Raw genomic sequence first — 22,359 nt, 5'->3', positions numbered from 1 at the left:
GGGGGGATTGTGTTCTCAGCTCAACCGGCGGGCACTGCCATGCGCCGCCGCAGGCGGCTTGTCGCCGCCTGCACCACAGGAGTGCTGTCGCTCGGCGCGCTCGCGCTGGGCCCGGCCGCCGTCGCGCACGCCGACAGTGCCGGGGCGCGGCCCGGTGGCACGGTGGGCACCCACAAGCCGGCCGCGCCGCGGCCGACGCTGAACGTGCCGCACAGCAAGAAGCGCGCGATGTCGACCTCGGCCGCCGCGCTCACCACGCCGCGCTACGACATCGACGGCGACGGCTACGCGGACTTCCTGACGCAGGAGGGCAACGGCCACGTCCTGCAGCAGTCCAGCAGCACCAACAGCTGGGCCGACCTGGGCACCAACGGGGTCCAGTACAAGGACATCCTCACCCCGGGCGACATCGACACGACCCAGGCCGGTCCCGAGGTGCTCTCCCTGACCACCACCGGCCACCTGTCGATGTGGTCCAACGGCGCCTTCCCGTCGGGCGGCCCGAGCTGGACCGGCAACGGCTGGCAGATCTACAACAAGGTGACCGCCGTCGGCGACATCACCGGTGACGGCCACCCCGACCTGCTGGCGCGGGACTTCGCGGGCGACCTGTGGCTCTACCAGGGCACCGGCAGTGAGACGTCGCCGTTCGGGGCCCGGGTCAAGGCCGGTTTCGGCTTCGGCAGCTACGACCAGCTCCTGGGCGCCGGCGACCTCACCGGCAGCGGCCTGGAGACCCTGGTCGCCCGTGACCTGGACGGCAACCTGTGGCTGTACAAGGCGACCGGTAACGCTTCCGCCCCGCTCGCGGGCCGTATCAAGATCGGCACCGGCTGGAACGTCTACAACCAGATCCTGGGCATCGGCGACGAGATCGACAAGACCGGCGGCATCTACGGCCGCACGCTCCCCGGCGAGCTGTACTTCTACCAGGGCGACGGCTCGGGCACCGGGACGCTCACCTCCAGCGTGCACGTCGGCAGCCAGTGGAACGACGCGCTGATCGCCGGTCAGGGCGCCAACACCCTCTGGGGCAAGAACAACCTGTTCGCGCTGACCTCCAGCGGCAACCTGTATTACTACTACGGGATGAAGACCGGCCTGATCAGCGCCCGTCAGCTGATCCCCAACGCCGGTGACTGGAAGGGCGCCCGGCTCATCGCGCCGGTCTCCCTGACCCAGGCCGACGAGCAGCCGCTGCTGGAGATCATCGACGGCACGCTCTACAGCGACATCGACGGCAGCGTCGTCGCCGGCGGCTGGGGCAGCTACAACCTGACCGTGGGCCCCGGCGACCTCAGCGGCGACGGCAACAGCGACATCCTGGCCCGCGACAGCAGCGGTGTGCTGTGGGACTACACCGGACGCGGCAACGGCCTGCTGAACAGCCGGATCAAGGTCGGCGGCGGCTGGAACGGCTACAACGCCATCATCGGCGCGGGCGACGTCGACGGTGACGGCAAGGCCGACATCATCGCCCGCGACGGCGGCAGCGGCCACCTCTACATCTACAAGGGCACCGGCGTGGCCTCCGCGCCGTTCAAGGCCCGGGTGGACATCGGCGGCGGCTGGAACGGCTACATCCGGCTGGCCGCCCCCGGCGACCTCGACGGTGACGGCCGCGCCGACATCGTGGGCGTCAACTCCGCCGGTGAGCTGTACCGCTACAGCGGCTCCGGCCACAACACCACCGCCACCTTCAAGCCCCGCGTGAAGATCGGCACCGCCGGCTGGAACGGCTACTCCTCGGTCCTCTGAGCCTCGGCGACCGCCAGGCGCACCGGCCAACGGCCCGGCCCCGTACCGCGATTGACGCGGTGCGGGGCCGGGCCGCGTTTGTGTGGGAGGTATTGACGGGGCCATGCCTCGTCGGTTAAATCGCATCCTGAACTAAGTCGTGAACAAAGTGTCACCGCCCCGCGCGCTCCGGCTCCCCACGATCCCCCCACTGCCTCGTCGGTCCCTGGAGGTACCTCCCCATGTCGAGAACCCGCACGGCACTTCCCCTGCCACGCCTGCTGCTACGGCTCCTCGCGCTGTGCGCGGTCCTGCTCGGCTTCACCGCCGTGCCGGGCGCCGGACGCGCGCACGCCGCCCCCGCGTTCAAGGTGCTCGCCTTCTACGACGGCACCTACGACGCGGCGCACATCAGCTTCGTCCACGAGGCCAACCAGTGGCTCCCGCAGGCCGCCGCGCAGAACGGCTTCTCGTACACCGCGACCAACGACTGGAACCAGCTCAACACCGCGAACCTGGCCAACTACCAGGTGGTCCTCTTCCTGGACAACTACCCGCAGACGGCCGCCCAGCGCAGCGCGTTCCAGACGTACATGAACAACGGCGGCGGCTGGATGGGCTTCCACGTCTCCGCGTACAACGACCAGACGCCCAGCGACTGGTCCTGGTACCACGAGACCTTCCTCGGCACCGGCACCTTCCAGAGCAACAGCTGGGGGCCGACCTCCGAGACGCTGAAGATCGAGGACCGCAACCACCCGTCGATGGCCGGGCTGCCCGCGACCATCACGTCGTCGGTCAGTGAGTGGTACAGCTGGCACAACGACCTGCGCCAGAACCCCGACATCGACATCCTGGCCTCGATCGACCCGTCCAGCTTCCCGGTCGGCACCGACCCCAACCAGACCTGGTACAGCGGCTACTACCCGATCATCTGGACGAACAAGAACTACAAGATGCTGTACGCGAACTTCGGCCACAACGCGATGAACTACGACACCAACACCGCGCTGTCGTCCACCTTCGCCAGCGCCCAGCAGAACCAGTTCCTGATCCAGGGACTCAAGTGGCTCGGCGGCGCCGGCTCCACCACCCCGCCCGGCGGCGGCAACCCGCCCACCGGCGCCATCACCGGCTACGGCGGCAAGTGCGTCGACGTCGCGGGCGCCAACTCCGCCAACGGCACCGCCGTCCAGCTCTACGACTGCAACGGCACCTCCGCCCAGTCCTGGACGGTCGGCACCGACGGCACGATCCAGTCCCTGGGCAAGTGCCTCGACGTGGCCGCCGCGGGCACCGCGAACGGCACCAAGACCCAGCTCTACGACTGCAACGGCACCAACGCCCAGAAGTGGACCGCGGGCGCCAACAGCACCCTGGTCAACACCGGTTCGGGCAAGTGCCTCGACGCCACGGGCCCCAGCTCCGCCAACGGCACCCGCCTGCAGATCTGGTCCTGCTCCGGCGGCGCCAACCAGCAGTGGCACCTGCCGTCCTGATCCCGCGTCAGCCGAGCCCGGCCCCGTACGTCCAGGGGCCGGGCTCGTCGGCGTGTGCGTCCCGCGTCAGGACGGGCGGGTCGCGCCCGCGAAGGGCATCTCCGAGATGGGGGCGATACGGACCGGGGCGCCCGGGTGCGGGGCGTGGATCATCTGGCCGTTGCCGATGTAGAGGCCGACATGGGAGATGCCGGAGTAGAAGAAGACCAGGTCGCCCGGCTGGAGGGCGGACTCGGGAACCCGGGTGCCCGCGTTGATCTGCGTGTACGTGGTGCGGGGGAGCGAGACGCCCGCAGCCCTCCAGGCGGCCTGGGTCAGCCCCGAGCAGTCGTAGGCGTTCGGGCCGGTGGCGCCCCAGACGTACGGCAGGCCCAGCGCGCGGTAGGCGAAGGCGACGGCCTGCGCGGCGCGGGCGGAGGGGGCCGCGGGGATGCCCGACCGGCCGGGGTCGGGGGAGAGCGGGGTGCGGGTGGCGGCGCGGGTGGTGGGCGCCGAGGAGCCGTCGGAGGCGTCGACTGCGGCGCGTTCGGGGGCGGAGAGCCGGTCGAGCAGGGCCTGCGCCTGCGCCAGCTTCGTCTGCACCTCGTGCTTGCGGGCCGCCAGCCGCTCCTGCGCCGACCGCAGCGCGGCGAGCTTCGCGTCGGCCGCGTCATGGGTGCGCGCCACATCCTGCCGCTGGGCGGCGAGTTGGGCCAGCGCGGCGGTCTGCCTGCTGCTCAACTTGTCGAGCAGGCCCGCCCGTTCCAGATACGCGTCCGGCGAGGAGCTGAGCACCAGCTGCACGGTCGGGTCGATGCCGCCCGTACGGTACTGCGCCGCCGCCAGCGAACCGATGGTGTCCCGCGTCTCGTTGAACAGCGCGGTCTTGCGGGCCAGTTCGTCCTGGAGCGCGTCGACGGCGTGCCGGGCGGTGTCCGCCTGCTCCTTCGCGCCGTCGTAGCTCTCGGTGGCCGCCTCCGCCTGCTGGTAGAGGGCGTCGACCTCCGCCTTGACCTCGCCGGGGGTGGCGGGCCGCGGCTGCGCGTTGCCGGTCTCCGCGAAGAGGGTGACCGACGCGGCGGAGGCGAGCGCGAGGGTGACGGCCGTACGGGCCGAGGTGCGGGCGGTGAAGGCACGCGCCGCCGTGGGTCTGCGGTGCGAGCGGGGACTGTGGGAGGCCATGCGGCCGTCATCCCTTCCGGGGCCAGGGGACGGTCCGGCGGCGCCCGCCACGGGGGGAGCAGGCGACCGCCGGACCTTCGGCGGGGGCGGTCGTGCCGTCCGGCTTCTGACGGCAATGGGGATCGACCACCTGGGGAGTGACGCTAAACCTGCCGGGGGGAGGGGGCGGGCAAGGAGACCGGGACTGGTCGTATTCGATCGGCCCGCGACCGTAACCGACCGGCGGGCGGGGCGGCCGCGGCGTAATGCGTCCACCACATGACCGAAGAGCCGGTCGGGGACTCCCCGACCGGCTCTCGTGTGCTACGGAATGCGGTGTTGCGGTGCTTCGGCCCTGCGGTGTCAGGCCAGGCGGACGGCGCCCGCGAACGGCATCCAGCTCAACTGCCCGATCTCCACGACCGCGCCGGTGTGCGGGGCGTGCACGATCTGGCCGTTGCCGAGGTAGATGGCCACGTGGCTGATGCCGGAGTAGAAGAAGACCAGGTCGCCGGGGCGCAGGTCCGACTCCGAGACCCGCGTGCCGTCCTTGATCTGGTCCCAGGTGGTGCGGCCGATGTCGATGCCCGCGGCGTGGTAGGCGGCCTGCGTCAGACCCGAGCAGTCGTACGAGCCCGGGCCGGTGGCGCCCCGCTCGTACGGCTTGCCGCGCTGCGCGAGGGCGAACGCGATGGCCTGGGCGGCGCGGCCGGAGGCGGGGCCGTTGTACGTGTAGTGCGTGGGCGTCGACGAGGTGCTGTGGTGGTCGAGCGCGGCGAGCTGGGTGCGCTGGTCCTTGGTGAGGCTGTTGAGCAGCTTCTGCGCGGCGGCCAGCTTGGTGTCGACGTTCTTCTTCTCGGCGGCCAGCTTGCTCTGCGCGGCGGTCAGCTCGTTGAGGCTCGAAGTGGCCTGCGCGCGCTGGATGTTGGCCTGCTCCTGCTGGACCTTGAAGGTCTCCAGCGCCTGCTCCTGCGTGGTGGAGAGCCGGTCCAGCATGTGCGTCTGGGCCAGGAAGCCCGCCGGGTCCTCGGAGAGCAGCAGCTGCGTGGTCTCGTCGATGCCGCCGTCGCGGTACTGCGCGGTGGCGAACTGGCCCAGGATGCGCCGCGTCTCGTTCATCTTCTGGGTCTTCTGCGCGACCTGCGCCAGGAGCTGGTTCGCCGTCGCGCGCTGCTTGGTCGTCTTCTCCTGCGCGGCGTCGTACTGCTGCGTGGCGACCTCGGCCTGCTGGTTCAGTTCCTCGATCTGCGCCTTCACCTCGGCGATCGAGGGCTTGGCGGGCGCCGCGTTCGCGCTCTCGCTCAGCAGGGTGACCGAGGCCAGCGCCGCGGTGGTGATACCGACGGCGGCCCGCGGGCCCGCCGTTGACAGTATTCGGGTACGCGGCTTGCGATGCGACGCCAAGAGAGGCAAATCCTTCCGTGTGCCGCCTACCGGGTTAGCTGACGGGTTCGGGCTGAAGGTCGCCCTACGGTCGGGACACCTTGCGGTGTCTCTACCGATTCACCCCACGTGCTGGGTGGGTCCCCGGCTCCGGTCCAGGACCGGATTGAGCGGAGGTGGTGCGCTGTCGACTCCGGAGCCGACGGGGGAGCACGCCACCTAGCGGGCTACCGTAGTCAACTTCTTCGAGTCTTGGGAAGTTTGGATTGCAATGTGACCGAAATCGCTTTGTGATCTTACTGTTTGTGCACGCCCCCTTATTCGGACAAGTCCGAATACAGAGGGTCAATCCCTCGGTCAAGCCGGGCGGACGGCACCGTAGATGGGCATCTCCGTGATCGGCGCGATCTTCACCACGGTGCCGGTGTGCGGCGCGTGGATCATCATGCCGTCGCCTATGTAGAGCCCGACGTGGCTGATGTCGCTGTAGAAGAAGATCAGGTCGCCCGGCTGGAGGTCGGACGTCGACACCCGGGTGCCCACCTTCACCTGGTCCCAGGTGGTCCGCGGCAGGTCGATCCCGGCCGCCCGCCACGCCGCCTGCGTCAGACCCGAGCAGTCGTACGACGACGGTCCCGTCGCGCCCCACACGTACGGCTTGCCGATCTGCTGGCGCGCGAACGCGATCGCCGTCGCGGCCTTCGACGAGGAGGACGAGCCCGGCGCGGTCGGGGTGGTGCCCCCGGCCTTCTTCGCCGCCGCCTCGCGCGCCGCCTTCTCCTTGGCCGCCAGCGCCGCCGCCCTCTTCTTGGCCTCGGCCTCCTGCTTGGCCGCCAGCGCCGCGAGCCGCGCCTTCTCCTGCGCGGTCAGGCTGTTGAGCAGCTTCTGCGCCTCGCTCAGCTTGGTCTGCACCGTCGCCTTGGCGGTCCGCAGCTGGGCCTGCTGGGTGGTGAGGGTGGCCAGGCTCTTCGCCGCCTCGATGCGCTGCTGCGTCGCCGCCGCCTGCTGCACCCGGTACGACTCGACGGCCGACTTCTGGCGCTGGCTCATCACGTCCGACAGGTGCGCCTGGTCCAGCAGCGCCTGCGCGTCGGGCGACAGCAGGTAGCGGCTGGTCGAGTCGTCGCCGCCGGAGCGGTACTGCGCGGCCGCGTACTGCCCGAGCACCCGCCGCGAGGCGTTCAACTGCTCGGTCTTCTGGGCCGCCTGCGCCAGCAGCTTGTTGACCTTGGTGTTCTGCTGGTCGGTCAGCTCCTTGGTGCCGTTGTAGTGCTCGGTGGCCACTTCGGCCTGGTGCATCAGCGCGTCGACCTTCGCCTTCACCTCGGCGATCGACGGCTGCGCGGGCTTGGCCGGCTGGGCGGGCGCCGCACTCGCGCTCTCACCCAGCAGGGTCACGGTCGCCAGAGCCGCGGTGGTGATCCCCACGGCCGCTCGCGGACCGGGGGCGCTGAGTAGCGCGGTTCTGGCCTTACGGTGTGTCGCCATGGCGGGCGGACTCCTTCCGGACGCCGGACGCTGCCTGGTTGGCGGAGACCGTAGCCAAAGCGTGGCGCCGCTGTGAAGGCCGGTGTCCGATAGGCCCGATACCTTTTCGTAATCTTTTGCGGTTCGCATGCACGGCAGCGCTTTCCGTCACACAGCGTGGCATCGGCACTACGTCGGAGGCGGATTCGGCACTACACCGGAAGCGGCGGTGGGCTGTCGGTGCCGGGCTCTAGACTCGGGAGGCGATGAGCAGCCTCTTTGACGACAACTTCCTGCGCGGTCTCACACCGTTCGACGCCTCCGCCGAAGGCTCGGTCCCGCCGCCTCCGGAGCCGGAGGACGGACCGGGCGGCGAGGACGTGCCCGACGACCTCTTCGGCGGCCGGTTCGACGGCCCGCCGCCCGAGCGGGACACGCACTACCGCGACGGCGCCCCGCGCCCCGCCACCGACCCCGCACAGCTTTTGGAGGGTCTCAACGAGCAGCAGCGCGCCGCCGTCGAGCACTCCGGCGGCCCCCTGCTCATCGTCGCGGGCGCCGGATCCGGCAAGACCCGGGTGCTCACCCACCGCATCGCGCACCTGCTCGGCGCACGTCATGTCCACCCCGGCTCGATCCTCGCGATCACCTTCACCAACAAGGCCGCGGGCGAGATGAAGGAGCGCGTCCAGGAGCTCGTCGGCCCGCGCGCCAACGTGATGTGGGTGTCCACTTTCCACAGTGCGTGCGTCCGCATCCTGCGCCGCGAGTCGAAGGTGCTCGGCTTCACGTCGTCCTTCTCGATCTACGACGCCGCCGACTCCAAGCGGCTGATGGCGCTGGTCTGCCGGGACCTCGACCTGGACCCGAAGCAGTACCCACCGAAGTCCTTCAGCGCCAAGATCTCCAACCTGAAGAACGAACTGATCGACGAGGAGACCTTCGCCGGGCAGGCGGAGAACACGTTCGAGAAGAAGCTCGCCGAGGCGTACGCGCTCTACCAGTCGCGGCTGCGCGACGCCAACGCGCTGGACTTCGACGACATCATCATGACCACGGTCAACCTGCTGCAGGCGTTCCCCGACGTCGCCGACCACTACCGGCGGCGCTTCCGGCACGTCCTCGTCGACGAGTACCAGGACACCAACCACGCCCAGTACACCCTGGTCCGCGAGCTGGTCGGGACCGGCGAGGAAACAGCGGAGCTGTGCGTGGTCGGTGACGCCGACCAGTCCATCTACGCCTTCCGCGGCGCCACCATCCGCAACATCCTCCAGTTCGAGGAGGACTACCCGCAGGCCCGCACCATCCTGCTGGAGCAGAACTACCGCTCCACCCAGACGATCCTGTCCGCCGCCAACGCCGTCATCGAGCGCAACGCGGGGCGGCGCGCCAAGAACCTGTGGACCGAGTCCGGCGACGGCCCCGTCATCACCGGCTACGCGGCCGACCAGGAGCACGACGAGGCCCAGTACGTGGCCGACGAGATCGACCGGCTCACCGACGCGGGCGACGCCCGCCCCGGCGACGTCGCGGTCTTCTACCGCACCAACGCGCAGTCCCGTGTCTTCGAAGAGGTCTTCATCCGCGTCGGGCTGCCGTACAAGGTCGTCGGCGGCGTCCGCTTCTACGAGCGCCGCGAGGTCCGCGACGTCCTGGCGTATCTGCGGGTGCTGTCCAACCCCGAGGACACCGTGCCGCTGCGCCGCATCCTCAACGTGCCCAAGCGCGGCATCGGCGACCGCGCCGAGGCGATGATCGACGCCCTCGCGCTGCGCGAGCGGATCTCCTTCCCGCAGGCGCTGCGCCGCGTCGACGAGGCGTACGGCATGGCGGCGCGCTCGGCGAACGCGGTCAAGCGCTTCAACACGCTGATGGAGGAGCTGCGCACCATCGTGGACTCCGGCGCGGGCCCCGCCGTCGTCCTGGAGGCCGTACTCGAACGCACCGGCTATCTCGCCGAGTTGCAGGCGTCCACCGACCCGCAGGACGAGACCCGCGTCGAGAACCTCCAGGAACTCGCCGCCGTCGCCCTGGAGTTCGAGCAGGAGCGCGGCGAGGACGAGCCCGGCACCCTGTCCGACTTCCTGGAGCGGGTGGCCCTCGTCGCCGACTCCGACCAGATCCCCGACGACGACACCGACAACGGCGGCGTCATCACCCTCATGACGCTGCACACCGCCAAGGGCCTGGAGTTCCCGGTGGTGTTCCTCACCGGCATGGAGGACGGCGTCTTCCCGCACATGCGGGCGCTCGGCCAGGTCAAGGAGCTGGAGGAGGAGCGGCGGCTCGCCTACGTGGGCATCACCCGGGCCCGCGAGCGGCTCTACCTGACGCGCTCGATGATGCGCAGCGCCTGGGGCCAGCCCGCGTACAACCCGCCGTCGCGCTTCCTGGAGGAGATCCCCGAGACGCTCATCGAGTGGAAGCGGACCGGCGGTGTGCCCGGCGGGTCCTCGGGCCCGGCCGTCTCCAAGGCCGCGGCCTCGCTCTCCTCCTCGATGGCCGCCCGCTCCGCCCGCGGCAGCACCGGCTTCGCCACCCGCCGCGCCGCGGGGGACCGCCCGGTCATCTCCCTCAAGGTCGGCGACCGCGTCACCCACGACCAGTTCGGCCTCGGCACCGTCATCTCCGTCACCGGCCAGCCGGGCGACGAGAAGGCGACGATCGACTTCGGGGATGAGCGCCCCAAGCAGCTTTTGTTGCGGTACGCGCCGGTCGAAAAGCTTTAGCCTTGCCGGCTTGGCTTGTGCGGTTTCCCCGCGGGCGGCCTCTTGCGGTCGGCTGCGGGCCACCTGCCGGTGGTCGGTTGCTCGCGCAGTTCCTCGCGCCCCTTCGGGGCGTGTCAGCGCGGGTCGAGGCCGTGGGCGAGGAGCCAGGGGAGGGGGTCGATGGGGGAGCCGCCGTGGGGGCGGACTTCGAGGTGGAGGTGGGGGCCGGTGGTGTTGCCGGTGTTGCCGGAGTAGGCGATCACCGTGCCGGCCTTGACGGAACCACTGCGGATCTTGGTGCTGCTGAGGTGGCAGTACCAGGTCTCGGTGCCGTCGGGGGCGGTGACTATGGCCATGTTGCCGTAGGAGTTGTTCCACTGGGTGCGGACGGTGCCGTCGGTCACGGCCATCACGGGGGTACCCGGCTGCACGGGGAAGTCGATCCCGGTGTGCAGCGCCATCCAGTTGACGCCCGCCTGCCCGAAGTACGCGCTCAGGCCCTTCTGCTTCACCGGCAGGAAGAACTTCGGCCGCAGCGCCTCCTTGCGGGCCGCCGCTTCCTCCTTGGCCTTCTTCGCCGCGTCCTGCCGGTCCTTGAGGTCCAGCCGCTCCTGCGTCCGGCTGGCGCGGGTCGCGAAGTCGTCGGCGTCGGCGCTCACTCCGGTGATCTGCCGGTCGAACTGCGTCGTCGGCGCGTTCTTGGCTGCCGCCGCGTCCACCCCGTCGGACTGTCCCTCCGCCGACTTCGGCATCCCGACCCCGGCGACCGCCGCCGCGCCGACCGCCGCCACACCCATCACCGCGACCGATGGCACCGCCACGGTCAGCAGCACCGACCGCTTCGCGGGCTTGCGCCGCCTGCTGCGCGCCGCGGGCTCGAAGTCCGGCCCCGGCTCGGGTTCCGCGTAGTCGTGCCGCTCCTCGACCTCGTCCTGGGCGAACTCCGCCTCCTCGGCGACGAGTTCGGGCTCCGGCTCGGGCGGGGGAGCGGGTGCGGGCGCCGGCTCGGGCGCCATCGGCATCTGCTCGTACAGCCCGGTGTCTCCGCCGGCGTCGTACCCGTATCCGTACCCGTACGTGGGGTACGACCCGGAGTCCCACTCCTGCTGCTGCGGGATGACCGCGGTGTGCCCCTGGTTCAGGTAACCGGTCTGGTGGTCCGCCTGGTAGAAGGCGGTGCTGTCGTACGTGCCGGTGTCGTAGTACGTCGCCTGCGGGAAGGCGCTGGTGTCGTACGCACCAGTGGCGTACGTGGTGCCGGTGGCGTAGGTGCCGGTGTCGTATGTGCCCGTGTCGTACGTCCCGGCGCCGTACCCGTAGTCGTATCCGTACCCGTTGGTGTCTTGGGCGGGAGCGGGGGCAGGAGCTGCTTGCGGCTGGTCGTAGCCGTAACCGTTGTGGTCGTAGCTGTAGCCGTGGCCGTACTGCGGGGTCTGCGGGACGTACGCGTAGCTGCCGGTCGCGTCGGGGGACGGGCCGAAGAGCGGGTCCGCGTCAGCGAAGGCGGTGCCGACGGTCTGGTACGCGCCGGTGGAATACGCGTCGTACCCATAGGCGTCGTAGTCAGGGGCGTACCCCGACGAGGGCCGTTCGTTCACCGCCAACTTCTCTTTCGCCTCGGCAGCAGGAGAATTAGCGGTGACTGTAGCTGCCCTCACCCGACGCCGACAATCTCCGACGGGTACCTGGCGTCCGCCTTGCCCGGCGTTCGGTTGATATTCGACCGTTATGTGTCCGTTATGCCACGTCGCTCGCGGGGGCCAGCGGCTCGTCCGCGGCCAGTTCCCGGCGTATCTCCGCAGCTACCGCGCCGTGCACGGTCAGGGCGAGATGTCCGATACCGCGCACCTTGATGTTTTTCACCAGAAGGTCCGGGTGTTCGAGGCGCGCGGTCTCCACCGGCAGCATGAGCTGGTCGAGGTCTCCCCAGAACGCCACGAAGCGTGTGCGGCACCCCGGCGCTGGGGTCGCCAGCTCCTCCAGCAGCTCCGATCCGGGCCGCATCTGCCGGACCATCGGGTGCGGCGTCAGCAGAGAAATCGCCCGCGTACCGCCATGTGGGGTACCTAGTGTGACCAGGGTCCGCACCCGGGCGTCCCCGCCCAGCCGCTGCACGTAGTAGCGGGCGATCAGCCCACCGAGGCTGTGCCCCACCAGATCCACCTGGCGGTGCCCGGATTCCTGGCAGGTCTGCTCCACATGGCGGGCGAGCAGCTCGGCCGCCGTCCGTATATCACAGATCAACGGAGAGTGATTGATCGCCTGCACCCGCGTCCACCCGTGCCGCAGCAGGGAGCGGCGCAGCAGCGTGAACGCCGACCGGTTGTCCACCAGGCCGTGGAGCAGCAGCACCGGGGGGTGGGCCCTGCCCTCGGTGGGCAGCCGGGACGGGCCGCGCGGGCCGACGGGAGCGGCGGCCGGGCCGTCCTCCTCGGGCATGTGTTCGATCTCGGGATCCGGGGCGGACCCACGCTCGGGAAGGATTCCGGTGGGGTAGAGCAGCAGGTGCCCGGCCAGAATGGCCAGGTCAAGGGCTGTGGCGCGGACAAGCGCGGTGCCGTGGGCGAACTGGCTCTCCGCCTCCGCGTCCGGCTCTGTGCCCGGTCCCGCGGCTTCCGACGAATCGGCGGCCATGGCGCACCTCCCGTCTGGCATGCCAGGGGTTCTTCCCTGGCCCCCCTGATGCCATGGTGAGCAGTCGGAGCGGAGGCCGCATCACCACACCCTGCGGCTGCGAGTGTGGAGATGCGGCTTCCTGGCAGCGGCTCCTCTGGGACACCGGGCCCCGCGGGCCGCTCCGGGGGTCCAGTCCGGGCGGGCTCCGATGCGGGCCGTCACCTGTGGTGAAGGTGTCCTGCTGTGTGATTTCCCCCTCCCTGGGACCCGCGAAACAGACGGGCACGGGATGTGGGCGATAACGTTCGTTCACGCTGTGGCCCGACGTCCGCGACCGCAGTCCCGAACCATCGGCCGGTGAGCCGTACGCATGGAGGCAGTGATGGGAGTGTCCGGTCCGATCCGCGTGGTGGTGGCCAAGCCGGGTCTCGACGGCCACGATCGCGGGGCGAAGGTCATCGCGCGCGCACTGCGTGACGCCGGTATGGAGGTCATCTACACCGGCCTCCACCAGACGCCCGAGCAGGTCGTCGACACCGCCATCCAGGAGGACGCCGACGCGATCGGCCTGTCCATCCTGTCCGGCGCGCACATGACCCTCTTCGCGAAGGTGCTGGAGCTGCTCAAGGAGCGGGACGCCGAGGACATCAAGGTCTTCGGCGGCGGCATCATCCCCGAGGCCGACATCGCCCCGCTCAAGGAACTCGGCGTCGCCGAGATCTTCACCCCGGGCACCCCGACCACCGCCGCGGTGGACTGGGTCCGGGCGAACGTCCGGCAGGCCGCCGGGGCCTGATCGCGGCTCGCCGCAACGGCAACGACGACCGGGCTCACAGCGGCGGCCCGCCACGAACGGCCGACCGCAACCGGCCACCGGGACCGGCCCCGCGACCGGCTCACGGCACCCGATGACCGGCTCGCGGCCGCCGATCAACCGCCTTCGGCTATCCGGCCGGGCAGGTCGGACGCGTCGGGCCGGGGTCCCTCGGGCGCAGGGTCACGACCGTCGAGCTCGGCCAGCATCACCGCCCGCAGCCGCAGCGTGCCCGTCAGCCGCTGGAACGCCTCCGACCAGTAAGCTCCCGCCCCCGGCGAGCTGTTCGGGGGCTCCTCCGCCGCGGCGCTGAGGATGGCCACCTGCTCGGCCACCGCCGGGTCGAGGCAGCGCTCCGCCAGCCCCATCACCCCGCTGAAACTCCACGGGTAACTGCCCGCTTCCCGCGCGATGTCCAACGCGTCCACCACCGCCCGCGCCAGCCGCCCGCGCCACGGCACCTCGCACACCCCGAGCATCTGGAACGCCTCCGACAGCCCGTGCGTCGCTATGAAGTCCGCGACCCACTGCGCCCGCTCCTCCGGCGGCAGGATCGACAGCAGCTTCGCCGGGTCCCCGACCACCACGACCGGCGAGGTGGGCGTGACCGGTGGCGCCGGCGGCGGGGGCGCCTCGTCCCACGCCACGGGCTTCGGCGGCGGGCCCAGCAGCGCCCGCGCCCACCCGGCGTCCCGCTGCCGTACCGCCGCCCGGCACCAGGCGGAGTGCAGATCGCGCTGCCAGTCGTCGAGCACCGGCAGGGCCACGATCTCCTGCTCGCTACGGTCGCCGAACCGCGCCCGCCACGTCGACAGCGGCGCCGCCTCCACCAACTGGCCCAGCCACCACGCCCGTTCACCCCGGCCGTTCGGCGGCTTCGCGGCCACCCCGTCCCGCTCCATCGCCGGATCGCACTCGTACGGCGCCTCCACCACGATGCCGTCCGGGCCCAGCGAGACACAGCTCCTGGCCCGCGCCGCCATCCGCGCCGCCAGCGCGGACATCGGCAGCGCCGAGAGCAACTCGGCCGCCGTCGACCGCACATTACGGCTCCGGTCGGACAGCGCCTGCTCCAGGAACGGCTCGTCCCCCTCGGACAGCCCCACCCGCAGCGAGTCCAGGAACATCAGCCGGTCCTCGGCCCGCTCCCCGCTCCACGACCCGGCGAGCAGCGCGAGCGCCCCCGCCGGGTCGGCCAGCCGCAGCCGGGTGAGCAGCGCGATCCGCTCCGCGAACAGCCCCTCCTCCCACAGCCGCTGCGACTCCGGACCCCCCTCCTGGCCCGCCGAGACCGCCTGGTGCCCGGCCCGCAGCGCGAACTTCCAGTCCGGGTTCAGCCCCGCCAGCCACAGCCCGCGCGGCCCGGCCAGCGCCAGCGCGTCCGCCCGCAGATCGGTACGGGCCCTGGCCGCGTCCAGCAGCGCGGGAAGCAACGCCGGCGGCGGCGCGAAGCCCTTCCGCTGGGCCACCGCCAGCCACTGCGGCAACAGCTCGGCCAAATTCGGCGCCGCCCCCCGCCGCCCGCCCGACCCACTCGCCGTCCGGTCCGCCAGCAGCATCCCCAGCCGCCGCCGCGCCGCCCCCGGCAACGGCTCCCTCCCATCGTGCGGCGCCACCGCGGGCCGCTCCCGCGCCACCCCGGGCCGCACCCCACCCCGCCGCCGCACCACCCCCACCGCCGCGGCATCCAACAACCCCGCCGCCGCCTCGTCCGCACCCCCCGCCACCACCGCACCCCGCCGCCGCTCGGTCCCCAACAAGGCAGCCCCGACCAGATCGTCCCAACTGACGCCCACCACTTCCCCCTTCATCTGAACTGGTCCTTCCCATGAGTCGGAGCCTCGGCCGAACGTGCCGCCCCGAGGCACCCACCTCGGGCACCGCCAGGGGAACTCACCCGGCCCACCAGCGGAGTCGTGACCGCAACTCCCCTCGGCCGAAGGGGACGGGCAGGGGTGTCCCCGCAGGGTGGCGAACAAGGAGGACCTGGCATTAACCAGTGCCCGCACGTTCGCCACCCGAGGAGATACCCGTGACCGGCGCCGCCCCCGACCACGAACAGCGACCCGGGCGCGCCTCCACCCCCCTCCGGTGGAGCCACACCGCCGCCGCCCGCCGCCCGCAGGGCTAAAGCGCCACCGGCCCACCCCCCTCCGCAGCCGCCCCCTCCTCCGCCCACACCGCCAAAGCCCGCACCCCCGCCGCCCCCAACTCCCCGAAAACCGTCACCGGCCGCCCCCCTGACACCGCCGCGAGCCGCCAGAGCCCCGCAGCACTCGGCGCAACCACCGGCACCGCGTCCGCCCCACCCCCATCAGCCAGCTGCCAGCGCTCCGCACCGGGTATGGGCACCACCCCCGACAGCACGACAGGCCAGGCGTCGAGCCACGGATCGTCCGCGAGCGCGGTGCCGTACGAAGCGAGAGCGGCCCCCACCGGCACCCCGACAGGGGCGCCCCCCGCCGACGCCGACGTGCCGTGCCGCGTGCCGAGCGCGGCACGCAGCGGAAGAGCGGCCGGGTGATAGGCGATCTCCGCGTCGAGGACCACCCCCACCGGCAGGGCCAACTCCGGCGCCCGCCCCGCGGCCCCGAAGGACAGCACCAACGCGAACCGCCCCGCGCGGGCGCCGCCGCTGCCACCCCCACCGACTCCGCCGCCTCCCGCGGCACCCGCACCCGCGCCGCCCGCACCCGCGCCGCCCGCACCCGCGCCGCCCCCACCCGCGTCGTACAACCAGACCCGCCGCGTCGTCAGCCGCTCGTCCGCGGTGTCGTACTGCGCGAGCACCTGCCAAGCGGCCCGTATCGTCGGCCCCGCCAGCAACTCCGCGGTGTCGACGGTGAATCCGACCCGGGCCCGCACGGTGTCGGCGAGCGGACCCGGCAGATCCTGACGCCCGAGGAACCCGCGGGCGAGCAGATGCAGCAGCGCCGTCTCCTCCAGCATCCGCGACGGCCAGTCGCCCCCCGCGGCGGCCACCGCCCCCAACTCCCGCACGCGCGTGGCGAGCCCGGGCGCCTGCGCGTCGACCATGCGGGCGGCGATCTCGTCCCACTGCTGGTATCCGGCGCGGTCCGCCCCCGCCAGCCCGCCGCGCAGCAGATCGGTGAGCCGCTGCTCCAACTCGGCCGCGCCCCCCTCCACCCGCACCGCCCGCCGGTCGGCCCGCCGCTTGGCCGCCTCCGCGTCGGCGGGCCCGGCGGCGGCCCGCGTCACGGCCGACTCGGCGGCGCTCGCCGCCTTCTGCCGCCGCGCGCTGATCCACTGCTCGGCCCACTCCGGCGGCTCCCCCGCCGCCACCGGCCCGCCGTCCCCCTCGGCCCAGACCAGCAGCAGCCCCAGCGCGTGCTTGCAGGGGAACTTCCGGCTCGGGCAACTGCAGCGGTACGCGGGCCCGTGGACGTCGACGACGGTCTGATAGGGCTTGCTGCCGCTGCCCGCGCACAGCCCCCACACCGCCGAACCCGACGCCCCCGCACCCGACCACGGCGCGGGCGTCGCGAGCCGCGCGCCCGCCTTGCGTGATGCGGCGTCAGGCGCGAGCGCCAGGACCTGATCCGCTGTCCACCGTGCTTCGGTCTCCATGCCAACGACCGTAGAACCCCCCACTGACAATCGCCCTGACCTGCCGTTATCGCGCGGTGTGACCGATTGTCAGTGGTCGGGTGCAAGGTGGGGAACAGCACGGACCGAGGGGGTCCGACCGATGGAGCGGGGGAGATCCATGACCGGAACGACGGGTGTGACAGCGGGCGCGGAAGAGGCGCTGCGGCCGCACGCCGAGCAGGCCTTCGCGGCCGAACTGTTGGCGCTCGCCGCGGCGGACGACCGGCCGCGCCCGGCCCGGTGGAACATGTCGCCGTGGGCGGTGGCCACGTATCTGCTCGGCGGCACGCTGCCGGACGGCACGGTGATCACACCGAAGTACGTAGGCCCGCGGCGGATCGTCGAAGTGGCCGTCACCACGCTGGCCACCGACCGGGCGCTGCTGCTGCTCGGCGTGCCGGGCACCGCGAAGACCTGGGTGTCCGAACATCTCGCGGCCGCGATCAGCGGCGACTCGACGCTGCTGGTCCAGGGCACCGCGGGCACACCGGAAGAGGCCATCCGCTACGGGTGGAACTACGCGCAGCTCCTCACCAACGGCCCCAGCCGCGCGGCGCTCGTGCACAGCCCGGTGATGCGGGCGATGGCCGAGGGCCGGATCGCGCGGGTCGAGGAGCTGACCCGTATCCCGGCCGACGTGCAGGACACGCTCATCACGATCCTGTCCGAGAAGACGCTGCCGATACCGGAGTTGGGCACCGAGACGCAGGCGGTCCGCGGCTTCAACCTCATCGCGACCGCCAACGACCGCGATCGCGGGGTCAACGACCTGTCCAGCGCGCTGCGCCGCCGCTTCAACACGGTCGTGCTGCCGCTGCCCGCCTCCGCGGAGGACGAGGTGGACATCGTCTCCCGCCGTGTCGACCAGCTCGGCCGCGGCCTCGACCTGCCCGCCGCGCCGGACGGCGCCGCGGAGATCCGCCGGGTCGTCACCGTCTTCCGCGAGCTGCGCGGCGGTGTCACCGAGGACGGCCGGACGAAGGTCAAGTCCCCGTCCGGCACGCTCTCCACGGCCGAGGCGATCTCCGTGGTCACCAACGGCCTGGCGCTGGCCGCCCACTTCGGCGACGGCGTGCTGCGCGCCGGGGACGTGGCCGCGGGCATCCAGGGCGCGGTGGTCCGCGACCCGGCCGCCGACCGGCTGATCTGGCAGGAGTATCTGGAGACCGTGGTCAGGGAGCGCGACGGCTGGAAGGACTTCTACCGTGCCTGCCGTGAGGTGTCGGTATGACGGACAGCACCGCCACCACACCGCCGCCGCCCGCCGGGCCGGCGCCGGGCACGGGGGTCGGGGACACCGCGGACGGGCGGGCGGCGGGGCACATCGCCCTGCTCGGGATCCGGCACCACGGCCCGGGTTCGGCCCGCGCCGTGCGCGCCGCCCTCGACGCCTACCGGCCGCAGGCCGTCCTCATCGAGGGGCCGCCGGAGGCCGACGCGCTGACCGCGCTCGCCGCCGACCCCGCGATGCGGCCGCCCGTCGCGCTGCTCGCCCATGTCGTGGACGACCCGGCGCGGGCCGGGTTCTGGCCCTTCGCGGAGTTCTCGCCGGAGTGGGTGGCCATCCAGTGGGCGGCGAAGGCGGGCGCCGAGATCCGCTTCATCGACCTCCCCGCCGCACACACCCTCGCCCTGCGGGCCGTGGAGGAAGCGCTCCCTGACCCGACCGAGGCACCCGGACCGGACGGCGACTCGGCTGAAGCGCTCCTCACTTCGGGCGCCCAGGGAACTCCGGGCGCGGCCGAGCCCGGGGCCGGAGCCAGTGAGGAGGAGGAGGCCGCCGCTGCCGCGGAGTTGTCCGCCGCGGTCCGGATCGACCCGCTGGCGGTCCTGGCCGAGAGCGCGGGGTACGACGACCCCGAGCGCTGGTGGGAGGACGCCGTCGAACACCGCGGTACCGAGCGGGAAGGTGACGCGCTCGCCCCGTTCGAGGCGCTGGCCGAGGCGATGACGGCCATCCGCGAGACGTACGGCGACGGCGGATTCCCGCAGGACCCGCTGCGGGAGGCCCACATGCGGCTGCGGGTCCGCGAGGCGCGACGTATATACGACAGGACCGCGGTGGTGTGCGGGGCATGGCATGTGCCCGCGCTCGCCCAGCGGACCACGGCCACCGCCGACCGCGCGCTGCTCAAGGGCCTGCCCAAGGCGAAGGTCGAGACGACCTGGGTGCCGTGGACCCACCGGCGGTTGTCCCGGGCGAGCGGATACGGCGCGGGCATCGACTCGCCGGGCTGGTACCGGCATCTGTTCACGGCGCAGGACCGCCCCGTCACCCGGTGGATGACGAAGGTGGCGGGGCTGCTGCGGGAGGAGGACCTGCCCGTCTCGTCCGCCCATGTGATCGAGGCGGTCCGGCTCGCCGACACCCTCGCGGCGATGCGGGGACGGCCGCTGGCCGGGCTCGGTGAGACCACCGACGCGATCCAGGCGGTGATGTGCGACGGCTCCGATGTGCCGCTGGCCCTGATCAGGGACCGGCTGGTGGTCGGTGACGTGCTCGGCGAGGTGCCGCCGGACGCGCCGGCGGTGCCGCTCGCCCGCGACCTGGCCCGCGAGCAGCGCAGGCTGCGGCTCAAGCCGGAGGCGCTGGAGCGGGAGTTGGAGCTGGACCTGCGCAAGGACATCGACGCGGGCCGCAGCCAGCTTCTCCACCGGCTGGCCCTGCTGGGCGTCGGCTGGGGCGAACCGGCCGCGGCCCGGCACGGCAAGGGCACCTTCCGGGAGACCTGGCGGCTGCGCTGGGAGCCGGAGTTGGCGGTACGGATCGCCGAGGCCGGGATATGGGGTACCACCGTGCACGCGGCGGCGTCCGCCCAGGCAGAGGAGTTGGCGGCGCACGCGGGCACGCTCGCCGAGGTCACCTCCGTCGCCGAGCGGTGCCTGCTGGCCGGGCTCTCCGACGCCCTGCCGGTGGTCATGGGTGTGCTCGCCGACCGGGCCGCGCTCGACGCCGACGTGGCCCATCTCGCCGCCGCCCTCCCGGCCCTCGTCCGCGCCGTCCGCTACGGCGACGTGCGCGGTACGGACTCCGCCGCCCTCGCCCAGGTCGCCCACGCCCTCGCCACCCGTATCTGCGTCGGCCTCCCCCCGGCCTGCGTCGCCCTGGACGCGGACGGCTCCGCCGAGATGCGTACGCATGTGGACGCCGTCCACCGCGCGATAGCGCTGCTCCCCGGACCGCCCGAATCTGCCGCACCCGGCGCGCCCGTGCCCCCGCGGCCGGACGCGCCGCCGACACCCGGCGCGCCCGGCGGGGGAGGGTCGCACGCCAACGCGGCGCCGGACCCCTCGCATCCCGAAGCGGCACTGCCGCAGCCCGGCCAGGCGTCTGCCGACGTGCCCCCGGCACCACACCCCGGGGCTGCCGCGCCCGGCGAGGTCACCCCTTCCGGGGACGACCTCCGGGAGCGGTGGGCGGGCACGCTGCGGAGGGTCGCCGAGCGGGATCGGGGGATATCCGGGCTGCTGCGGGGGACGGCGGCGCGGTTGCTGATGGACGACGGGCGGATCAGCGCGGAGCAGGCGGCGCGGCTGATGGGGCTGGCGCTGTCGGCGGGGACCGGCCCGGCGGAGGCCGCCGCGTGGATCGAGGGGTTCCTGGCGGGCGGCGGCATGCTGCTGGTCCATGACGACCGGCTGCTGGCGCTGGTCGACGGGTGGCTGGCGAGCGTGTCGCGGGAGGCGTTCACGGATGTACTGCCGCTGCTGCGGCGGACGTTCGCGGACTTCGAGCCCGGGGTGCGCCGCACGCTGGGCGAGCAGGTGCGGCGGGGCCCGGCGGTGGCCCGCCGTCCCGCCACCACGGCCGAGGTCGGCCTGTCGGGTTTCGGCGCCGACCTCGACACGGCCCGCGCGGATGCCGTGGTGCCCACCGTCCGGCTGCTGCTCGGCACCGCGGGCACCGGCGCACCCGTCCCCGTACCCACGGCGACGCCCACGCCCACGCCCGCACAAGCACCGGCACCGGCACCCACGACGCCAAGCGCGTCAACCGCGACACCGGCGACAACCGACCTGGGGGAACAGGCAGATGACAGGCCACATGACTGAGCACACGACGGACGCCGACGAGCGGCTGCGCCGCTGGCGGCTCGTGCTCGGCGGCGGGCCGGGCGACGGCACCGGGCACCCGCTGTCCGGGCGGGACGCCGCCATGGACCGCACTCTCACCGCGCTCTACGGCGGCCGCGGCACCGGGACAGGCCCGGCGGGCGGCGGGACGGGCGGGGACCGGTCGGCCGGCCTCGGCGGGTCCGCGCCCCAGGTGGCGCGCTGGCTCGGCGACATCCGTACGTACTTCCCCAGTTCCGTCGTCCAGGTCATGCAGCGGGACGCCATCGACCGGCTCGGCCTTTCGGCCCTGCTGCTGGAGCCGGAGATGCTGGAGGCCGTCGAGGCCGACGTCCACCTGGTCGGCACGCTGCTGTCGCTCAACAAGGCGATGCCCGAGACGACCAAGGAGACCGCGCGGGCGGTGGTCCGCAAGGTGGTCGAGGACCTGGAGAAGAAGCTGGCGACCAGGACGAGGGCGACGCTGACCGGCGCGCTCGACCGTTCCGCGAAGGTCAACCGCCCGCGGCACCGCGACATCGACTGGGACCGCACCATCCGGGCCAACCTCCGGCACTACCTGCCCGAGCACGGCACGATCGTGCCCGAGCGGCTGATCGGCTACGGCCGCGCCGACCAGGCGGTGAAGAAGGACGTGGTGCTCTGCATCGACCAGTCCGGTTCGATGGCGGCCTCGGTCGTCTACGCCTCCGTCTTCGGCGCCGTCCTCGCCTCGATGCGCTCGATCGACACCAAGCTCGTCGTCTTCGACACCGCCGTGGTCGACCTCACCGACCAGCTCGACGACCCGGTGGACGTACTGTTCGGCACCCAGCTCGGCGGCGGCACCGACATCAACCGGGCGCTGGCGTACTGCCAGACGCTGATCACCCGTCCGGCGGAGACCGTCGTCGTCCTGATCAGCGACCTCTACGAGGGCGGTATCAGGGACGAGATGCTGAAGCGGGTGGCGGCGATGAAGGCGGCCGGAACGCAGTTCGTGGCGCTGCTCGCGCTCTCCGACGAGGGCGCGCCGGCCTTCGACCGGGAGCACGCCGCCGCCCTCGCGGCACTCGGCGCCCCCGCCTTCGCCTGCACGCCCGACCTGTTCCCCGACGTGATGGCGGCGGCGATCGAAAAGCGTCCGCTTCCCATACCGGAAGGGTGAGCGGGTGATCTGTGACCGTTCTCACCGCGCACATGTGATCTGCGATTTAGGCCCCCACGGCCCTCGGCGATAACCTGCAAGACGGACATGCCGCGTACTCGGTCACCGTGTGCGCTTCCCTTGTGACAGTGCAGTCGCCCTGCCCGTAGCGGCACGCCCAGG

At 72.3% G+C, this 22,359-nt stretch carries 14 protein-coding genes and 1 riboswitch; of the genes, 7 read left to right on the top strand and 7 right to left on the bottom strand.

The window, feature by feature from the left end; translation table 11 throughout:
• The first annotated feature begins 39 nt into the window (after nucleotides 1-39).
• Nucleotides 40-1,758: a VCBS repeat-containing protein gene (locus AB0M29_RS01345; protein WP_365377195.1), complete on the top strand. Its 1,719-nt coding sequence runs from the start codon at nucleotides 40-42 to the stop codon at nucleotides 1,756-1,758.
• A gap of 221 nt (nucleotides 1,759-1,979) precedes the next feature.
• On the top strand, nucleotides 1,980-3,236 hold the full coding sequence (locus tag AB0M29_RS01340; RefSeq protein WP_365377192.1) for a ThuA domain-containing protein: 1,257 nt from the start codon (nucleotides 1,980-1,982) through the stop codon (nucleotides 3,234-3,236).
• A 66-nt stretch (nucleotides 3,237-3,302) separates the two neighbouring features.
• Here the strand turns inward: AB0M29_RS01340 and AB0M29_RS01335 are convergent, their stop codons facing one another.
• From AB0M29_RS01335 to AB0M29_RS01325, 3 genes are all read right to left on the bottom strand, one after another.
• Nucleotides 3,303-4,397, bottom strand: a complete 1,095-nt coding sequence (locus tag AB0M29_RS01335) for a C40 family peptidase (RefSeq protein WP_365377189.1) — start codon at nucleotides 4,395-4,397, stop codon at nucleotides 3,303-3,305.
• 342 nt (nucleotides 4,398-4,739) lie between these two features.
• Complete coding sequence (locus AB0M29_RS01330; RefSeq protein WP_365377186.1) at nucleotides 4,740-5,780, bottom strand: NlpC/P60 family protein; 1,041 nt, start codon at nucleotides 5,778-5,780, stop codon at nucleotides 4,740-4,742.
• A gap of 7 nt (nucleotides 5,781-5,787) precedes the next feature.
• Nucleotides 5,788-5,942: riboswitch (cyclic di-AMP (ydaO/yuaA leader) on the bottom strand.
• 174 nt (nucleotides 5,943-6,116) lie between these two features.
• Nucleotides 6,117-7,247: an NlpC/P60 family protein gene (locus AB0M29_RS01325; RefSeq protein ID WP_365377183.1), complete on the bottom strand. Its 1,131-nt coding sequence runs from the start codon at nucleotides 7,245-7,247 to the stop codon at nucleotides 6,117-6,119.
• A 245-nt stretch (nucleotides 7,248-7,492) separates the two neighbouring features.
• Between AB0M29_RS01325 and pcrA the strand changes: the two genes are divergently transcribed.
• Nucleotides 7,493-9,958, top strand: coding sequence for a DNA helicase PcrA (gene pcrA / locus AB0M29_RS01320; protein WP_365377181.1), 2,466 nt, complete (start codon nucleotides 7,493-7,495; stop codon nucleotides 9,956-9,958).
• Nucleotides 9,959-10,071: 113 nt separating this feature from the next.
• Here pcrA and AB0M29_RS01315 read toward each other — a convergent pair whose 3' ends face one another.
• Complete coding sequence (locus AB0M29_RS01315) at nucleotides 10,072-11,535, bottom strand: M23 family metallopeptidase (protein WP_365377179.1); 1,464 nt, start codon at nucleotides 11,533-11,535, stop codon at nucleotides 10,072-10,074.
• Nucleotides 11,536-11,674: 139 nt separating this feature from the next.
• Nucleotides 11,675-12,571: an alpha/beta fold hydrolase gene (locus tag AB0M29_RS01310; protein ID WP_365377177.1), complete on the bottom strand. Its 897-nt coding sequence runs from the start codon at nucleotides 12,569-12,571 to the stop codon at nucleotides 11,675-11,677.
• Between the two features lie 364 nt (nucleotides 12,572-12,935).
• Here AB0M29_RS01310 and AB0M29_RS01305 point away from each other — a divergent pair, with 364 nt between their 5' ends.
• Nucleotides 12,936-13,349: a cobalamin B12-binding domain-containing protein gene (locus tag AB0M29_RS01305; protein ID WP_365377174.1), complete on the top strand. Its 414-nt coding sequence runs from the start codon at nucleotides 12,936-12,938 to the stop codon at nucleotides 13,347-13,349.
• 134 nt (nucleotides 13,350-13,483) lie between these two features.
• On the opposite strand, the gene AB0M29_RS01300 is transcribed toward AB0M29_RS01305, so the two are convergent.
• Together AB0M29_RS01300 and AB0M29_RS01295 are read right to left on the bottom strand one after the other, a co-directional pair.
• Nucleotides 13,484-15,178 carry a DUF5691 domain-containing protein gene (locus AB0M29_RS01300; RefSeq protein WP_365377171.1) on the bottom strand — a complete coding sequence of 565 codons (1,695 nt, stop codon included), beginning with the start codon at nucleotides 15,176-15,178 and terminating at the stop codon, nucleotides 13,484-13,486.
• A gap of 316 nt (nucleotides 15,179-15,494) precedes the next feature.
• Nucleotides 15,495-16,955, bottom strand: a complete 1,461-nt coding sequence (locus AB0M29_RS01295) for an SWIM zinc finger family protein (protein WP_365377169.1) — start codon at nucleotides 16,953-16,955, stop codon at nucleotides 15,495-15,497.
• 139 nt (nucleotides 16,956-17,094) lie between these two features.
• Here AB0M29_RS01295 and AB0M29_RS01290 point away from each other — a divergent pair, with 139 nt between their 5' ends.
• From AB0M29_RS01290 to AB0M29_RS01280, 3 genes are read left to right on the top strand one after another with little or no spacing between them, the layout of a single operon-like run.
• The gene (locus AB0M29_RS01290) at nucleotides 17,095-18,207 is read left to right on the top strand and encodes an AAA family ATPase (protein ID WP_365377167.1); all 1,113 of its coding nucleotides are present in this window, start codon (nucleotides 17,095-17,097) and stop codon (nucleotides 18,205-18,207) included.
• Nucleotides 18,204-21,029 (top strand): DUF5682 family protein, encoded by a 2,826-nt coding sequence (locus AB0M29_RS01285; RefSeq protein ID WP_365377164.1) that lies wholly within the window; start codon nucleotides 18,204-18,206, stop codon nucleotides 21,027-21,029. Before AB0M29_RS01290 ends, AB0M29_RS01285 begins: the two co-directional genes overlap by 4 nt.
• Nucleotides 21,022-22,197, top strand: a complete 1,176-nt coding sequence (locus AB0M29_RS01280) for a VWA domain-containing protein (protein WP_365377162.1) — start codon at nucleotides 21,022-21,024, stop codon at nucleotides 22,195-22,197. Before AB0M29_RS01285 ends, AB0M29_RS01280 begins: the two co-directional genes overlap by 8 nt.
• Nucleotides 22,198-22,359 lie beyond the last annotated feature (162 nt).

This window comes from Streptomyces sp. NPDC051976 (genome assembly GCF_040680795.1).
Lineage (GTDB): Bacteria > Actinomycetota > Actinomycetes > Streptomycetales > Streptomycetaceae > Actinacidiphila.
The sequence above is the reverse complement of the archived record's forward strand: the minus strand, read 5'-3'. Positions and strand labels throughout refer to the sequence as shown.

Bases quoted from the DNA above. Each gene is read 5' to 3' on its own strand.
- AB0M29_RS01345 (WP_365377195.1), top strand. From the start codon at position 40: ATGCGCCGCCGCAGGCGGCTTGTCGCCGCCTGCACCACAGGAGTGCTG.
- AB0M29_RS01340 (WP_365377192.1), top strand. From the start codon at position 1,980: ATGTCGAGAACCCGCACGGCACTTCCCCTGCCACGCCTGCTGCTACGG.
- AB0M29_RS01335 (WP_365377189.1), bottom strand. From the start codon at position 4,397: ATGGCCTCCCACAGTCCCCGCTCGCACCGCAGACCCACGGCGGCGCGT.
- AB0M29_RS01325 (WP_365377183.1), bottom strand. From the start codon at position 7,247: ATGGCGACACACCGTAAGGCCAGAACCGCGCTACTCAGCGCCCCCGGT.
- pcrA (WP_365377181.1), top strand. From the start codon at position 7,493: ATGAGCAGCCTCTTTGACGACAACTTCCTGCGCGGTCTCACACCGTTC.
- AB0M29_RS01310 (WP_365377177.1), bottom strand. From the start codon at position 12,571: ATGGCCGCCGATTCGTCGGAAGCCGCGGGACCGGGCACAGAGCCGGAC.
- AB0M29_RS01305 (WP_365377174.1), top strand. From the start codon at position 12,936: ATGGGAGTGTCCGGTCCGATCCGCGTGGTGGTGGCCAAGCCGGGTCTC.
- AB0M29_RS01300 (WP_365377171.1), bottom strand. From the start codon at position 15,178: ATGAAGGGGGAAGTGGTGGGCGTCAGTTGGGACGATCTGGTCGGGGCT.
- AB0M29_RS01295 (WP_365377169.1), bottom strand. From the start codon at position 16,955: ATGGAGACCGAAGCACGGTGGACAGCGGATCAGGTCCTGGCGCTCGCG.
- AB0M29_RS01290 (WP_365377167.1), top strand. From the start codon at position 17,095: ATGACCGGAACGACGGGTGTGACAGCGGGCGCGGAAGAGGCGCTGCGG.
- AB0M29_RS01285 (WP_365377164.1), top strand. From the start codon at position 18,204: ATGACGGACAGCACCGCCACCACACCGCCGCCGCCCGCCGGGCCGGCG.
- AB0M29_RS01280 (WP_365377162.1), top strand. From the start codon at position 21,022: ATGACTGAGCACACGACGGACGCCGACGAGCGGCTGCGCCGCTGGCGG.